At 45.9% G+C, this 15,832-nt stretch carries 14 protein-coding genes; 9 read left to right on the top strand and 5 right to left on the bottom strand.

Features of this window, described 5'->3' with window-relative positions:
* Positions 1 to 28: 28 nt before the first annotated feature.
* From R7E78_RS19230 to R7E78_RS19220, 3 genes are all read right to left on the bottom strand, one after another.
* Positions 29 to 1,189 (bottom strand): phosphoglycerate kinase, encoded by a 1,161-nt coding sequence (locus R7E78_RS19230; RefSeq protein ID WP_005384547.1) that lies wholly within the window; start codon positions 1,187 to 1,189, stop codon positions 29 to 31.
* Positions 1,190 to 1,340: 151 nt separating this feature from the next.
* On the bottom strand, positions 1,341 to 2,378 hold the full coding sequence (epd, locus tag R7E78_RS19225) for an erythrose-4-phosphate dehydrogenase (RefSeq protein WP_262640680.1): 1,038 nt from the start codon (positions 2,376 to 2,378) through the stop codon (positions 1,341 to 1,343).
* Between the two features lie 135 nt (positions 2,379 to 2,513).
* Positions 2,514 to 4,472: a ligand-gated channel protein gene (locus R7E78_RS19220; protein WP_262591881.1), complete on the bottom strand. Its 1,959-nt coding sequence runs from the start codon at positions 4,470 to 4,472 to the stop codon at positions 2,514 to 2,516.
* 140 nt (positions 4,473 to 4,612) lie between these two features.
* Between R7E78_RS19220 and R7E78_RS19215 the strand changes: the two genes are divergently transcribed.
* Positions 4,613 to 5,506: a LysR family transcriptional regulator gene (locus tag R7E78_RS19215; protein WP_017633561.1), complete on the top strand. Its 894-nt coding sequence runs from the start codon at positions 4,613 to 4,615 to the stop codon at positions 5,504 to 5,506.
* 91 nt (positions 5,507 to 5,597) lie between these two features.
* On the opposite strand, the gene tkt is transcribed toward R7E78_RS19215, so the two are convergent.
* On the bottom strand, positions 5,598 to 7,592 hold the full coding sequence (gene tkt / locus R7E78_RS19210) for a transketolase (RefSeq protein ID WP_054866504.1): 1,995 nt from the start codon (positions 7,590 to 7,592) through the stop codon (positions 5,598 to 5,600).
* A 315-nt stretch (positions 7,593 to 7,907) separates the two neighbouring features.
* Between tkt and metK the strand changes: the two genes are divergently transcribed.
* The 8 genes from metK (at position 7,908) to ruvX (ending at position 14,635) form a co-directional block, all read left to right on the top strand.
* Complete coding sequence (gene metK / locus R7E78_RS19205) at positions 7,908 to 9,062, top strand: methionine adenosyltransferase (RefSeq protein WP_005381027.1); 1,155 nt, start codon at positions 7,908 to 7,910, stop codon at positions 9,060 to 9,062.
* A gap of 402 nt (positions 9,063 to 9,464) precedes the next feature.
* The gene (locus R7E78_RS19200; RefSeq protein ID WP_005381026.1) at positions 9,465 to 10,262 is read left to right on the top strand and encodes a DUF2189 domain-containing protein; all 798 of its coding nucleotides are present in this window, start codon (positions 9,465 to 9,467) and stop codon (positions 10,260 to 10,262) included.
* A 68-nt stretch (positions 10,263 to 10,330) separates the two neighbouring features.
* Entirely contained in the window at positions 10,331 to 10,828 is a 498-nt protein-coding gene (locus R7E78_RS19195) for a SprT family zinc-dependent metalloprotease (RefSeq protein WP_262640679.1), read from the top strand.
* Positions 10,829 to 10,978: 150 nt separating this feature from the next.
* Positions 10,979 to 11,674, top strand: a complete 696-nt coding sequence (gene endA, locus R7E78_RS19190; protein WP_025768831.1) for a deoxyribonuclease I — start codon at positions 10,979 to 10,981, stop codon at positions 11,672 to 11,674.
* A gap of 113 nt (positions 11,675 to 11,787) precedes the next feature.
* Positions 11,788 to 12,519, top strand: a complete 732-nt coding sequence (gene rsmE / locus R7E78_RS19185) for a 16S rRNA (uracil(1498)-N(3))-methyltransferase (protein ID WP_053304141.1) — start codon at positions 11,788 to 11,790, stop codon at positions 12,517 to 12,519.
* Between the two features lie 13 nt (positions 12,520 to 12,532).
* Positions 12,533 to 13,483, top strand: a complete 951-nt coding sequence (gene gshB, locus R7E78_RS19180) for a glutathione synthase (RefSeq protein WP_005381021.1) — start codon at positions 12,533 to 12,535, stop codon at positions 13,481 to 13,483.
* A gap of 127 nt (positions 13,484 to 13,610) precedes the next feature.
* Positions 13,611 to 14,174 (top strand): YqgE/AlgH family protein, encoded by a 564-nt coding sequence (locus tag R7E78_RS19175; RefSeq protein ID WP_005381020.1) that lies wholly within the window; start codon positions 13,611 to 13,613, stop codon positions 14,172 to 14,174.
* A 35-nt stretch (positions 14,175 to 14,209) separates the two neighbouring features.
* A complete protein-coding gene (ruvX, locus tag R7E78_RS19170; RefSeq protein ID WP_053304143.1) occupies positions 14,210 to 14,635 on the top strand; it encodes a Holliday junction resolvase RuvX in 426 nt (141 codons plus the stop codon).
* 61 nt (positions 14,636 to 14,696) lie between these two features.
* Here ruvX and R7E78_RS19165 read toward each other — a convergent pair whose 3' ends face one another.
* Positions 14,697 to 15,803 (bottom strand): PilT/PilU family type 4a pilus ATPase, encoded by a 1,107-nt coding sequence (locus R7E78_RS19165; RefSeq protein WP_005381016.1) that lies wholly within the window; start codon positions 15,801 to 15,803, stop codon positions 14,697 to 14,699.
* Positions 15,804 to 15,832: the final 29 nt, after the last annotated feature.

The raw sequence follows: 15,832 nt of genomic DNA, 5'->3' as shown, positions 1-15,832 counted from the left end.
GGAGAATCACTCCCCCGCTTTGCTTTAATTACTTAGCGCGTGCTTCTAGCATTTCTACTGCTGGAAGAACTTTACCTTCTACGAACTCAAGGAAAGCGCCACCGCCAGTAGAGATGTAAGATACATCCGCTTTGATACCGAACTTGTCGATAGCTGCTAGCGTGTCACCACCGCCTGCAACAGAGAAGCCTTCAGAAGCTGCGATAGCTTCAGAGATACCTTTAGTACCTGCTTCGAAGTTCTTGAATTCGAATACGCCTACTGGACCATTCCATAGGATAGTCTTAGCGTTTTTAAGGATTTCAGCTAGTTCAGCTGTTGAATCTGGACCAAGGTCGAAGATCATGTCGTCGTCTTGTACTTCAGAAACGTGCTTAATTTCAGCTTCTGCGTTCTCGTCGAATGCTTTCGCACATGCAACGTCAGTTGCTACTGGAATTGCACACTCGTCCATTAGCTTCTTAGCTGTTTCAACTAGGTCTGCTTCGTATAGAGACTTACCAACGTTGTGGCCAGCAGCTGCGATGAATGTGTTAGCAATACCACCACCAACAACGAGTTGGTCAGCGATTTTAGATAGAGACTCAAGAACCGTTAGCTTAGTAGAAACTTTTGAACCACCTACGATAGCAACCATTGGACGAGCTGGCTTGTCCATTGCTTTGCCTAGCGCTTCTAGTTCGTTCGCTAGTAGAGGACCAGCACATGCTACGTCTGCGTGCATACCAACGCCGTGAGTAGATGCTTGAGCACGGTGAGCCGTACCGAATGCGTCCATTACGAATACGTCACATAGTGCTGCGTATTTCTTAGATAGCTCTTCGTCGTTTTTCTTTTCGCCTTTGTTGAAGCGAACGTTTTCAAGAACAACAAGTTCACCCGCATTTAGCTCTAGGCCATCTAGGTAGTCTTTTGCTAGCTTCACTTCGCAATCTAGTGCGTCGTTTAGGTAGTTAACAACTGGTTGTAGAGAGAACTCTTCAGCGTATTCACCTTCAGTTGGGCGACCTAGGTGAGACGTAACCATTACTTTAGCGCCTGCTTCTAGGCAGTGCTTAATAGTTGGAAGAGATGCGATGATACGTGCATCCGAAGTTACTTTACCGTCTTTTACTGGCACGTTTAGGTCAGCACGGATAAATACACGTTTACCTGCAAGATCCAGGTCAGTCATCTTGATTACAGACATGATGTGTCCTCTCAAATATTTAATAATTAAAGTTTTTGAAAACTCGGCAACCCTGCCAAGCCTGTTAATTCTTCAAACTGGTTATAGATATGGAGATATTATGGATTTATTTCAAGGCTAGAAATAAAAATTCTCCATCACTTCTTCGTCATTACTGTTCCACTTGCGAAGAAGCTTGCATTGCTAAGGCAGTATCCAGCATCCGGTTAGCAAAGCCCCATTCGTTGTCGCACCAAACGAGCATTTTTACGAGTTGCCCGTTACTCACTCTAGTCTGGCTTCCATCCACAATCGCACTATGGGGGTCGTGGTTAAAGTCGATGGAAACGAGTGGCGATTCAGTATAGTCAACAATGTTACGTAATGTACACTGAGATGCGTTAACAATGGTTTGATTTACGTCATTAACTTTCACATTTGTACTAATTGTGACACTTAAATCCATTGCAGTGACGTTAACCGTTGGAACACGAACAGAAATTGCTTCGAATTTGTTGGAAAATTTCGGGAAGATCCTTTCAATCCCCTTATGCAACTTAGTGTCCACCGGAATAATAGATTGGCTTGCAGCACGGGTACGGCGTAAGTCGTTATGATACGCATCAATTACTTGTTGATCGTTCATGGACGAATGAATTGTGGTAATGGTGCCAGACTCTATGCCGAAGGCTTCGTCTAATACTTTAATGATGGGAACGATACAGTTGGTGGTGCAAGAGCCATTGGAGACAACACGGTGCTCGTCTTTCAGAGTTTCGTGGTTCACGCCATAGATAATCGTATTATCTAGGTCGTTTGCGCCCGGGTGCGAAAACAGTACTTTCTTCGCGCCTGCTTCTATATGCGCTTGCCCATCCGCTTGCGAACCAAATGCGCCAGTGCAATCCAAGACGATATCAACTTCTAAATCACGCCAAGGAAGTAATTCGATTTCGGAGAGATGGAGAATGCGAATGGAATCATATTCACCGCTGTCATGATGAACATGCAAATGTTCTTGGTCATGGGAAATTTTTTTACCAAAGCGACCATGACTGGTGTCATATTGCAGTAGGTGTGCCATCGCCTCTGGCTGTGCTAGTTCGTTTACCGCCACAACCTTGATCTGCTGGTGTTTTCCGCTTTCATACACCGCTCGCAGAACATTACGACCTATACGTCCAAATCCATTGATCGCAACCTTTAGCATTTATCCTTCGCCCTACCAAAAATTTCGTGTCACAGATACTACCTGATCAGGCTGACAAACGCACCTGTTGAATCAAAGTAAAGCAGGATTAAAAAAGGTCGAGACTATGCTCGACCTTATTACAACGATAGATAATTAAAATGCGACGTCTAAACCTAACCAGTAGCGACGACCATCTTCAATATATCCGTATTCTTCGTAACTGATTTCCTCGTCCAGCAAGTTATAGATAGCGCCTTTAATACGAGTATTGTCGGTTAACTGGTATGTCACACCGGCGTCCACAAAGGTATAAGCTGGTTCTACAATACTGTTTCTTGATGGGCCAGTAACCGGATCCATTTCTTTACCTCGGTACGTGACTTTCGCCCAGCTCTCTAGATCTGTTGTCGTTTGCCAAGTCACATCCACATTAAACAGATGCTTTGGTAACTGCTGCAGCGGCATGCCTTTGTATTCACCTGTTTTTTGCTCTGAGTCGGTAAATGTGTAGCTCGAGCTAAGGTAAATGGTTTCCGTTAACGGCGATGCTAAGGTCGCTTCAATACCTTGTGTGACGGCTTCATCCACGTTAATACGGTACGTTGGATCTGCGCCCCATTGGTTTGGACCATCAGTACAGATAGTGTCTGGACAAACAACACGTGTGATCTTGTCTTTGAATTCGTTATGGAACGCTGTCAAAGAGACATCTAAGCCAGAATCACCTTGATACAAGACGCTGATTTCTTTGTTTAGCGACGTTTCAGGGTCAAGATCTGGGTTACCGTAGATATTACCGCCACCACTGACTTGCGCCCAGCCAGGAGTAATTTCACGTAATTGTGGAGAACGGAAACCTGTTGCCACACCGCCTTTCACCGTCCAAGACGGATCAACTCGCCATACACCGTAAACACGCGGACTAAAGTGCGCGCCATAGTTTTCGTCATGATCTAGACGACCACCAAGCGTAACGCTAAACGGATCAGCGATTCTCCATTCATCTTCAATGAAAACAGCCCACTGCGTATTCGATGTTTCAGTCTTCGATGACGCTTTGTTGGAGGTGAAATCCTCAAGCTCTGCATGAGTGGCGTCCACACCCGTCGTCAACGTATGGTTTCCGATACCAGTCACCAAGCTCGATTTGAACGTGGTGTTGGTGATCGTCATCTCACGAGATTTGTTCTCGCTCTCTTCTCGCTGTAAGTAAGTATCTGAAATGCCAATCGAATCCCAATCACCGTTGTGGCTTACCGTTACGTAATTACGACGATATTCATTCAGTGAATCTTCACACCCTCCACGACACCCAGTGGTCGGCACTGAAAGGCCCACATTGCCACGACGACTTTGTGCCGACGTGCCACCTTCTAATTGTACCGAGTGGCGCTCATTAATCTGGTAAGTCAGTTTTGAAGAGATACTCTGCATATCTTTATCTTCATAACCGTATTCGATGTCATCTTCTTCTCTGGTTGTGTACTGACCATATACTTGGAGAGATAAATTTTCAGCCAACGGACCATTAACGAAAAAGTTCGCGCTCTGCTCTCCCCCTGAGCGACTATTCTCTTGTAGTACCGTGCCCAGTTGAACATTACCCATCCACTCTAGCGCATCTTTTCGTGTGATGACGTTAATCACACCACCAATCGCATCAGAACCGTAAAGCGTCGACATTGGGCCGCGAATAACTTCGATTCGCTCAATCGCTTGAAGAGGAGGTAACCAACCTTGTTCGATACCGGGGCCGTCGCTATTTGGACGAGTTTCACGCGTGCTTTGACGTTTACCATCGACCAGTATCAAAGTGTATTTAGAACCCATACCACGGATACTAATGTCGGTAGTATCACCACCACCTGTCACGACAACACCTGGCACACTTTTTAGTGCATCAGTCACATCGCGGTAATAACGGGAGTCCAACTCCTCACGTGAAATAACACTAATACTTGCAGGCGCGTCCGCTTGAGATTGCTCGTAGCTTGATGCAGTTACAACCACTGTTTCCATTTTAGAAACTGCATCATTGGCAAAAACATGAGGGACACTGACGAAGGCTAAAATACCAGTTGCGGTAATAACTGGCAGTCTAAGAGTAGACATCTACATCTCCATAATTGATAATGATTATTATTTTCGAAAGTGAATTATTCACAAATAGAATGAGATGCATAGTGAGAGTTATGGAACGGTCCTTTCCATTTATGGAACTCGTACATAACGCAGTAAGGAGTAAAATAAATATGCACGACTTAGCATCAATTAGAGCCTTTGATGCGCTCAATCAGCATAAAAGTTTGACAGCCGCTGCTAAAGCCCTTAATCAGCCAAAATCAACGCTAAGTCGTCGCTTGGCACAATTAGAAGAAGACTTCGGTCAGGCTCTAACCGCCAGACAAGGTAATCGATTAGTTCTGACAAGAGCTGGAGAAATCTTTGCCCACTACAGCCGCCAGATTCTTGAGTTAAGTGAAGAGAGTTATGATGCACTGCAAGGTTTAACGAACCAAGTTTCAGGGCCACTGCATATTGTTTGTCACACCGCCTTAGTTAGAAGCTGGCTCGGCGGCGTACTCAATCGTTTTCTTGCTGATAATCCCGATGTTAGAGTTCAACTTACCAGTGACTTTTCTGAGGCGCATCATGACCCAGATTTGTTCATCTGGCTCGGTGAACGTAAAGAGCTAGACTGGCGAAAAGAAGTGCTGGGGGTATTTCGCTATACGCCTTTTGCCTCTCCAAATTATCTAAAACAACATGGGCCTATACCGCACCCCAAAGAACTTGAAGCACATCCATGGATCGATTTTGGTTCAGTGCAAGAAAATGGATTGATGCTAGCACACCCTCAACACGGTGAGTTCTTTTTAGAACCCTTTGTTAGTCGGTTATACAGCGACAACATAGCAATGCAAATAGACAGTATCGCGAATGGTCATGGTATTGGACTGCTGCCGACTTGGACAGCATGCGGCTATGAGAAACATCACCCAGGGCGAATCACACCTTGCTTAGAAGGTTGGCTTTCTGAGCCTATTTCCATTAACTGCTATACACCAGCAGGACGACCACCACTGCGCTTATCCGTACTTTTAGACTGCATTCACCAAAGCATTCCACAAGGTTGGAAAACCTGACAAAAATAAAAAGGCCATCATAATGATGGCCTTTCTAACTTTAGCGTTTAACAATCGTCGTTTACGTTCGACTGTTTAGACGGTCCTACAATTACGCTAGCAATTCTTTTGCAGTGTTCACTACGTTTTCAGTCGTGAAGCCAAACATCTCGAATAGCTGACCAGCAGGTGCAGATTCACCGAATGTTGTCATACCGATGATGCGACCGTCGAAGCCAACGTACTTGTACCAGAAATCAGCAATGCCCGCTTCAATAGCGATACGTGCCGTTACGTCTGATGGCAGTACAGCTTCACGGTAAGCGGCGTCTTGTTTGTCGAATGCGTCTGTAGATGGCATTGAAACAACGCGTACTTTCTTGCCTTCTGAAGTTAGTTGCTCAGCGGCTTTCACTGCAAGCTCAACCTCAGAACCTGTTGCGATAAGGATTAGCTCAGGCTTACCTTCGCTATCTTTCAGGATGTAAGCACCTTTCGCGATGTCTGCGACTTGTTCAGCAGTACGCTCTTGTTGCGCTAGGTTTTGACGAGAGAAGATAAGTGCAGTTGGTGCGTCTTTACGTTCAATCGCTAGTTTCCATGCAACTGCAGACTCAACTTGGTCACATGGGCGCCATGTGCTCATGTTTGGAGTCACACGTAGAGACGCCATTTGCTCAACAGGTTGGTGAGTTGGGCCATCTTCGCCAAGACCGATCGAATCATGCGTGTAAACTTGGATGTTCTGAATTTTCATCAGCGCAGCCATACGCATTGCGTTACGAGCATATTCCATGAACATTAGGAATGTTGCGCCGTAAGGAACGAAACCACCGTGCAATGCGATACCGTTGATGATAGCAGTCATACCGAATTCGCGTACACCGTAGTGGATGTAGTTGCCAGAGAAGTCCTCCGTTTCTAGAGACTTAGAACCAGACCACATGGTCAGGTTAGAAGGCGCTAGGTCAGCAGAACCACCCATAAACTCAGGAAGCATTTGACCAAACGCTTCTAGTGCATTTTGCGATGCTTTACGTGATGCAATGTTCGCTGGGTTTGCTTGAAGATCGGCAATGATTTGGTTCGCTTTTTCTTCCCACTGTGCAGGAAGTTCGCCGTTTAGACGTCGTTTAAGCTCTGCCGCTTCAGCAGGGTAAGCTGCAGCGTATGCCTCGAATTTTTCATTCCAAGCTGCTTCTTTCGCGGCGCCCGCTTCTTTTGCATCCCACTCAGCGTAAACATCTGCCGGGATCTCAAATGGGCCGTACTCCCAACCTAGGTATTCACGAGCCGCTTGGATCTCATCGTGACCTAGTGGTGCACCGTGACAGTCGTGCGAACCAGACTTGTTAGGAGAACCGAAACCGATAATTGTTTTGGTACAGATAAGCGTAGGACGTGGGTCCGCTTTTGCTGCTTCAATTGCTGCGTTGATCGCGTCTGAGTCGTGACCATCGACTGCTGGGATTACATGCCAGCCGTACGCTTCAAAACGCTTAGGTGTATCGTCAGAGAACCAGCCTTCAACGTGACCGTCGATAGAAATGCCGTTGTCATCCCAAAACGCGATCAGTTTGCCTAGACCTAACGTCCCAGCAAGAGAGCATGCTTCATGCGAGATGCCTTCCATTAGACAGCCGTCACCCATGAACACATACGTAAAGTGGTCAACGATATCGTGACCTTCTTTGTTGAACTGTGCCGCTAGTGCTTTCTCTGCGATCGCCATACCAACAGCGTTAGTGATGCCTTGACCTAGAGGACCCGTTGTTGTCTCGATACCAGGCGCGTAGCCGTACTCTGGGTGACCTGGGGTTTTTGAGTGCAATTGACGGAAGTTTTTCAGATCGTCAATAGATAGCTCGTAACCGCTTAAGTGCAGTAGAGAGTAAATAAGCATTGACCCATGACCGTTTGACAGCACAAAGCGATCGCGGTCGGCCCACTCTGGGTTTGAAGGGTTATGGTTTAGGTGAGAGCGCCAAAGAACTTCAGCGATATCAGCCATACCCATTGGTGCGCCTGGGTGGCCTGAGTTAGCTTGTTGAACACCATCCATGCTTAGAGCACGAATTGCATTGGCAAGATGTTTACGAGACGACATGTCTGCTCCTGAGTACATTAAGCGAAACGAAAAGTAGGTCATAATTCTCTCAAAGCCCTGTTGGGTGTGCAAACGTTTTCCAGTCCAAAACCTCACAAATATTGCACCTTTCGCGCCAAATCGTTCGAAGTTCTTAAAATTATCAATAAATCAGGCAAACGTTTGGTTATAACAAAAACCAAAAAAGAGCTTGTAATTCGAGCAATCAAATTTAGAATAGACGTCTAGATGTAGATACACCTACAAAAATTAGTATTAATTTGCGCTGGAGAGTTTATCATTCCCCAGTTTTAAACCAGATATAGTGGAGCTAACATGGCTAAGCACCTGTTTACTTCTGAGTCAGTATCAGAAGGTCATCCAGATAAAATTGCAGACCAGATTTCTGATGCGGTTCTTGACGCGATTCTAGAGCAAGATCCAAAGGCTCGTGTTGCATGTGAGACTTACGTTAAAACCGGTATGGTAATGGTGGGTGGTGAAATCACGACTTCAGCATGGGTAGACATCGAAGAGTTAACTCGTGAAACCGTTCGTGAAATCGGCTACGTACATTCAGATATGGGCTTTGACGCAGATTCTTGTGCGGTACTAAACACAATCGGTAAACAGTCGCCAGATATCAACCAAGGTGTTGATAAAGCTGACCCTAAAGAACAAGGTGCAGGCGACCAAGGCATCATGTTTGGTTACGCTTGTAACGAAACTGAAGTACTAATGCCAGCGCCAATTACTTACTCTCACCGTCTTGTTCAAAAGCAAGCAGAAGTTCGTAAAAACGGCACACTACCTTGGTTGCGTCCTGATGCAAAATCTCAGGTAACATTCCAATACGATCAAGGTAACATCGTTGGTATCGACGCGGTTGTTCTTTCAACTCAACACTGTGACTCAATCTCAACTTCAGACCTGCGTGAAGCGGTAATGGAAGAGATCATTAAGCCAGTGCTACCTTCTGAGTGGATCAACAAAGAAACAAACTTCTTCATTAACCCAACCGGTCGCTTCGTAATCGGTGGTCCTATGGGTGACTGTGGTCTAACTGGTCGTAAGATCATCGTAGATACCTACGGCGGCGCAGCTCGTCACGGTGGCGGTGCGTTTTCTGGTAAAGATCCATCAAAAGTTGACCGTAGTGCAGCATACGCAGCACGCTACGTAGCGAAAAACATCGTAGCGGCAGGCATGGCTGACCGTTGTGAGATCCAACTTTCTTACGCAATCGGTGTTGCTGATCCAACGTCTATCATGGTGGAAACGTTCGGTACTGAGAAAGTATCTCACGACATCATCATTGAAGCGGTTCGTCAATTCTTCGACCTACGTCCATACGGTCTACAAGAAATGCTTAACCTTCTTCAACCTATCTACAAGAAGACAGCGGCATACGGTCACTTCGGTCGTGAAGAATTCCCGTGGGAAGCGACAGACAAAGCTGCACTTCTACGCGATTTCGCTGGCATCAAATAATCAAGCCAAGCAAGAATCAATCAAGCCCTCGCCTATGGTGGGGGCTTTTTATTTTCAGCAACTTTTATCTAGCCATTTCGGCTCATACCGCCCTGCCCCACAAAGCAGTCCTGTTTCTCCCTCATTTTTATACCGAATAAATTTTAAGCAATTATTTGTAAATTATCCCATCTCCGCCAATAGTTAAAATATTGTTAACTCCAATTTAAATAGAGACGTCGGATGCTGGCGACTGTGGAAGCAACACTTAAGTAAAGACATGAGTCAGGCATCTTTATGGCCGATACCAAACTAAGCCAATGCTCAGATATAAACTTGAAAAAGTCGCTTCAAGTTTGACTGAACAAAAACCGCTGTCAGTTGGTATAAGCGGATAATGTGGGAATAAATCAAGGAGGAGTTATGCCTCGAACTGTTAATCCATCGGACTTCCACAACAAGCGAAAGGAAGTGCCAGACAACGAATACGCCAGAACCATACCGTGCAATACGGTCAATCTTTCTGCACCTTTTCATTGGCTCGCATTAGGTCTGCATGATTTCGTGCGAATGCCGCTTATTAGTGCTTTCTATGGCATCTGTTTTATGGCAGCAGCCATAGGCATTGTTTTGCTCGTACAGTGGCAAGGCACACACTTGGTCGTCATGCCCAGTTTGATTGTTTACATGTTAATCGGTCCGTTTCTCGCGCTCGGCTTGTATGATGCCAGTTGGGAGAGAGAGCGCGGACACAAAGCAAGCTTGTTCCATTCAATGAAAGCGATCGGTCGTAACTCAACATCTCAATGGGCGTTCGCCGTGTTACTCGCAGTGTGTATGATATTTTGGATGCGCATTGCCGCTCTACTTCATGCACTCTACCCTTCTGTTCAAGGGGCACCTTTAAGTGAGTTCCTACCCTTCCTTGTCATCGGCTCTTTAGTTGGCTTTGTTTTGGCTTGTGTGGTGTTTAGCATTTCAGCCTTTTCTATTCCTCTCATGATGGAGCGTCGCGTAGACATGATGACCGCTGTATTTACCAGCTTTAATGCAGTGAAATCCAACATTCCAGCAATGATTGTTTGGGCAGCGATCATCTGTGGCGGTATTCTTATCGGCTTTGCGACCTACGGGATCGGAATGTTGTTTACCATGCCAATTCTAGGCTACGGTACATGGCACGCTTACCATGCCACCATCAAGAAAAAACACACACCATAATTAACTGATGCTATGATCTGGCCCTCGCAAATGCGGGGGCTTTTTTATTTGATTTATCGAGGTGAATTGTGGATATAGAACTCAGCTATAAAGCCAAGCAAGTGATGGCGGGATGTATCGCGATGGCGGAACAAGCTTTCAAACGTTCTTTCCCGATTCCAACAATCACCTTCGACGTCCGTGGGAAAGCGGCAGGAAAAGCCTACCTTCAATTAAATCAAGTACGCCTAAACCCTGTTTTATTTCGCGAAAACACCCAAGCATTCTTAGATGAAGTCATTCCTCATGAAGTAGCACACCTGATTACTTATCAGGTTTACGGGCGAGTTAGGCCTCACGGTAAAGAATGGAAAGGCGTTATGGAAGCCGTATTTAACGTACCAGCCAAAACCACTCACAGCTTTGAAGTAAAATCCGTTCAAGGTAAAACCTTTGAGTATCGTTGTGGTTGTATGACCTACCCTCTATCGATTCGCCGTCATAATAAAGTGCTGCGCAAAGAGGCGACATACTCTTGTCAAAAATGCCGCCAACCACTTAACTTCACCGGCATTCAATTACCGTAGTCCTTACCTCATAGTGTTACTTGCGTTCCCAAAATAAAGATCGAGTTGATCAAAACCTTCCCTTCGCCACTTATTGTTAACTTACTCATCACTAAAGCTATTTTATGCGTGTTATCATGAATAAAGTCATACTTTATAAAGACTTTTATCATGAAATACTTATTCTCTCTGTTGCTTATCGCGCTTTCTAGCACTGCGATTGCCGCGCCACCGAGCTCATTCTCTGCAGCCAAACGTGAGGCGGTCAAAATTTATCAAGACCACCCAACAAGCTTCTACTGTGGCTGTAACATTCAATGGCAAGGCAAGAAAGGCTTACCCGATTTAGCCTCTTGCGGTTACCAAGTCCGTAAACAAGAAAAACGGGCTGCACGAATCGAATGGGAGCACGTTGTTCCTGCGTGGCAATTTGGCCACCAGCGTCAATGCTGGCAAGATGGCGGACGTAAAAACTGTAAGAAAAAAGACAAAACTTTTCGTTTGATGGAAGCAGACTTGCACAACCTAACTCCTGCTATTGGTGAAGTAAACGGTGACCGTTCGAACTACAACTTCAGCCAATGGAACGGTATGGATGGCGTGAGTTATGGTCGCTGTGAGATGCAAGTGAACTTTAAGCAGCGTAAAGTCATGCCACCAGACCGTGCGCGTGGCTCAATTGCTCGTACCTATCTATACATGAGCAAAGAGTACGGTTTCAAACTGTCGAAGCAGCAAACGCAATTAATGAGTGCTTGGAACAAAACCTATCCTGTCGATAAATGGGAATGTGAGCGTGACGAGCGCATTGCAAAAGTACAGGGCAATCACAACCCATTTGTTCAAGAAGCCTGCCGCGCACTGTAACCTCCGACCTCGAAGCGTTTCAATTACTGATATTGAAACGCTTCTTGCCCCTTGTTTTTTCGGTGCAAAGCATCCATGTTAGGGTTTAAGTTTATTCTCTTGCTGGAAATCTCATGCGTACCCCTCGAATTTATCATCCAGAAACCATTCATCAACTTGGCTCACTTGCTTTAAGTGACGACGCAGCAGGCCATATCGGTCGTGTTTTGCGCATGAAAGAAGGCCAAGACGTTCTCCTTTTTGACGGCAGTGGCGCAGAGTTCCCAGCGGTTATCAGTGAAGTCAGCAAGAAATCAGTTTTGGTTAACATCACCGAGCGCGTAGAAAACAGTATTGAATCCCCTTTAGATCTGCACCTTGGTCAAGTCATTTCACGTGGCGATAAGATGGAGTTCACCATCCAAAAGTCTGTTGAACTTGGCGTCAATACCATCACTCCTCTGATTTCTGAACGTTGTGGTGTCAAGCTTGACCAAAAGCGTTTTGAGAAAAAACTCGCGCAATGGCAGAAAATCGCCATCAGTGCCTGTGAGCAATGTGGGCGTAATGTCGTGCCCGAAATTCGTCCAATTATGAGCTTGGAAGAGTGGTGTCAAGAAGAGTACGATGGTTTAAAGCTTAACCTTCACCCTCGTGCTAAATACTCAATCAACACTTTGCCAACCCCGGTTGAAAAAGTGCGCCTACTGATCGGTCCTGAAGGCGGTTTATCGTCTGAAGAGATCGAGATGACTCGAGAATACCAATTTGAAGAAACGCTACTCGGCCCTCGCGTTCTGCGCACCGAAACAGCGGCTCTGACAGCAATTACAGCCTTACAAGTTCGTTTCGGCGATCTTGGTTAAACGGAGAAAAATAATGATCAAACTCGGTATCGTAATGGACCCAATCTCGTCCATTAACATCAAAAAAGACTCTAGCTTTGCCATGATGCTTGAAGCGCAACGACGCGGCTATGAAATCCACTACATGGAAATGAATGATCTGCATCTCGATCAAGGCGTTGCCATTGCAGATACTAAAGTGGTGGAACTAAAAGAAGATCCAAACGGTTGGTACGAGTTCAAATCAGAGCAAACTATCGAACTGTCTGAGCTAGACGCGGTGCTAATGCGTAAAGATCCTCCGTTTGATACTGAATACATCTACGCGACTTACATCCTTGAGCGTGCAGAAGAACAAGGTGCACTGATCGTTAACAAGCCTCAAAGCTTACGTGATTGTAACGAAAAGCTGTTTACAGCATGGTTCCCAGAGCTGACACCTACAACTATCGTGACGCGAAAAGCAGAGAAAATTAAAGAATTTCGTGAAAAACATGGTGATGTCATCCTGAAACCGCTTGATGGTATGGGTGGCGCGTCCATCTTCCGTGTGAAAGAAAACGATCCAAACGTCTCTGTGATCATCGAGACATTGACTAACCACGGTCAAAACTACGCAATGGCACAAACCTTCGTGCCAGACATCAGCAACGGTGACAAACGTATCCTAGTGGTAGATGGCGAACCTATGCCTTACTGTCTAGCACGCATTCCTGCTAAAGGCGAAACGCGCGGCAACCTAGCCGCTGGTGGTACTGGTGAAGCTCGTCCGCTAAGCGAAACCGACCTCAAAATTGCGCAAACCGTTGCTCCGACACTGAAAGAAAAAGGCCTTATCTTTGTTGGCCTTGACGTAATTGGCGACAAGCTAACAGAAATCAACGTCACCAGCCCAACCTGTATTCGCGAAATTGAAGCAGCTTTTGATATCTCAATCACAGGCAAGCTGATGGATGCGATTGAGCGTCGAGTAAAAGGCGAATAACTCAAACTGTATTACAGTTAATAGAGAGCGTAGTACATTAACTTAAGCAAACTCATGCACATACCTAGATGTAAATTGTATGATGTTTGCTTAAGGGCATTTACGAGAGTTAAGGGTCAGTATGAGTATGAATCTCACAAATCACTTTTTGGTTGCCATGCCTGGGATGAAAGATCCGTACTTTCAAAACAGCGTGATCTACGTTTGTGAGCACAACGAAGACGGCGCTATGGGGCTGATGATCAATGCTCCTGTTGATATCACCGTCGGCAACATGCTCAAGCAGGTGGAAGTTCAGCCAGTACACCCGCGCCTATTTGAAGCCAGTCTAGATAGACCAGTTTACAATGGCGGCCCAATCTCGGAAGATCGTGGCTTTATTTTGCATAAACCCAAAGATTACTACGAGTCCAGCGTCCAAATGACCGATGACCTCGCGGTAACCACTTCGCGTGATATTCTGTCGGTGTTAGGAACAGAAGCAGAACCAAGTGATTACTTAGTGGCACTTGGCTACTCCGGTTGGAGTGCAGGCCAATTAGAAAGTGAGCTGGTCGAAAACTCTTGGCTCACCATTGAAGCGACGCCTGAAATTATCTTTAATACACCAATCAACGAGCGTTGGAAGAAAGCGGTCGAAAAGCTGGGCATCGACCCAAGTCACCTTTCAGCAGACTCTGGACATGCTTAGTCCAAATATACAGTTACATTAGATAGAGACACCTTATGTCACGCACAATTATGGCTTTTGACTTTGGAACCAAAAGCATTGGTAGCGCTATTGGCCAAGAAATTACTGGTACAGCTTCCCCATTAAAAGCCTTTAAAGCCAATGACGGTATTCCAAACTGGGACGATATCGAAAAGCAAATCAAAGAGTGGCAACCAGATTTGCTAGTGGTCGGTTTACCGACCGATCTGCATGGTAAAGACCTTGAGACCATAACCCCTCGTGCACGAAAATTTGCTAAGCGTCTGCAAGGCCGATACGGATTGCCTGTTGAACTGCATGATGAGCGTTTATCTACTGCAGAAGCTCGTGCGGAGTTGTTCAGCATGGGCGGCTATAAAGCCCTATCGAAAGGTAATGTTGACTGCCAGTCAGCAGTGGTGATTCTAGAAAGCTGGTTTGAAGCCCTTTGGGATGAGTAAACACTTCAAGCACAATGAAAAAAGGTTGGCTCCTGCCAACCTTTTTTGTTTCTGGATTGGATTAATCCATATCGATCTTAACGTTCGCCAAACTGCCCGTAGAGAATGCTTCACCACGCTGCGTTTTCAACATCAAGCGCAGATCATTTGCCGAGTCGGCACTATGTAGTGCATCCTCTTCGCTGATCTTACCTTGCATCACTAACTTATAGAGAGATTGATCGAACGTCAGCATACCAAACTCATTTGAGCGAGCCATGGTTGACTTCAACTCATGTAAATCTCCGCGACGAATCAAATCCGACACACGTGGACTATTTAGCAAGATCTCAAATACACCATGACGTCCCTGCCCATTTTTATCTCGGATCAGCTGCTGACCAACCACGCCTTTTAGGTTCATCGACAAATCGAACAAGAATTGTTCTTTTTGATCTTTCGGTACCAAGTGAAGAATGCGCTCTAAAGCTTGGTTGGCATTGTTGGCGTGCAACGTTGCCATACACAGGTGACCCGTTTCGGCGAAGGTCATCGCGTATTCCATTGTTTCACGGCTACGGATCTCACCAATCAAAATCATATCTGGTGCTTGGCGCAGCGAGTTTTTAAGCGCAACTTCATAGCTTTCCGTATCTAACCCAACTTCACGTTGAGTCACGATACAGCGCTTGTGTTCATGCACGAACTCGATCGGATCTTCGACCGTCAAAATGTGCCCGGTTTTATTGCTGTTTCGATAGCCTGTCATCGCCGCCATGGTGGTCGATTTACCCGATCCAGTAGCACCGACCACCAGCACCAAACCACGCTTAGCTATTGCCAAATCTTGCAACACTAACGGTAACTTTAACTGCTCAAAAGTAGGAATATTGGTTTCAATACGACGAATCACTGCGCCTGGTAACTCGCGTTGAAAAAAGGCACTCACACGGAAGCGGCCACAATCTCTCACAATGGCAAAATTCGACTCGCGACTTTTACGAAATTCCTGACGCCGATCTGGTTCCATAGCGCTGTCGAGTAATGCAGCCACATCGCTCTCGGTGAGTTTTTCCCCTTGCGGACGCAATTCGCCATCCACACGAAATAGAATTGGCGCTCCAACCGTGATGTAAAGATCCGACGCTTTCAGCGCCAGCATGCCTTCGAGAAATTTATCTAGATCCATCTTCCGTATTCACCATTATCTGTATGAAC

It is taken from the genome of Vibrio sp. YT-19(2023) (assembly GCF_033337395.1).
Note: the sequence above shows the minus strand (reverse complement) of the source record. Positions and strands in the feature narration are given on the sequence as shown.

Coding starts and splice junctions, on each gene's coding strand:
- R7E78_RS19230 (WP_005384547.1), bottom strand. CDS start 1,189: ATGTCTGTAATCAAGATGACTGACCTGGATCTTGCAGGTAAACGTGTA.
- epd (WP_262640680.1), bottom strand. CDS start 2,378: ATGCTAAAGGTTGCGATCAATGGATTTGGACGTATAGGTCGTAATGTT.
- R7E78_RS19220 (WP_262591881.1), bottom strand. CDS start 4,472: ATGTCTACTCTTAGACTGCCAGTTATTACCGCAACTGGTATTTTAGCC.
- R7E78_RS19215 (WP_017633561.1), top strand. CDS start 4,613: ATGCACGACTTAGCATCAATTAGAGCCTTTGATGCGCTCAATCAGCAT.
- tkt (WP_054866504.1), bottom strand. CDS start 7,592: ATGTCGTCTCGTAAACATCTTGCCAATGCAATTCGTGCTCTAAGCATG.
- metK (WP_005381027.1), top strand. CDS start 7,908: ATGGCTAAGCACCTGTTTACTTCTGAGTCAGTATCAGAAGGTCATCCA.
- R7E78_RS19200 (WP_005381026.1), top strand. CDS start 9,465: ATGCCTCGAACTGTTAATCCATCGGACTTCCACAACAAGCGAAAGGAA.
- endA (WP_025768831.1), top strand. CDS start 10,979: ATGAAATACTTATTCTCTCTGTTGCTTATCGCGCTTTCTAGCACTGCG.
- rsmE (WP_053304141.1), top strand. CDS start 11,788: ATGCGTACCCCTCGAATTTATCATCCAGAAACCATTCATCAACTTGGC.
- gshB (WP_005381021.1), top strand. CDS start 12,533: ATGATCAAACTCGGTATCGTAATGGACCCAATCTCGTCCATTAACATC.
- R7E78_RS19175 (WP_005381020.1), top strand. CDS start 13,611: ATGAATCTCACAAATCACTTTTTGGTTGCCATGCCTGGGATGAAAGAT.
- ruvX (WP_053304143.1), top strand. CDS start 14,210: ATGTCACGCACAATTATGGCTTTTGACTTTGGAACCAAAAGCATTGGT.
- R7E78_RS19165 (WP_005381016.1), bottom strand. CDS start 15,803: ATGGATCTAGATAAATTTCTCGAAGGCATGCTGGCGCTGAAAGCGTCG.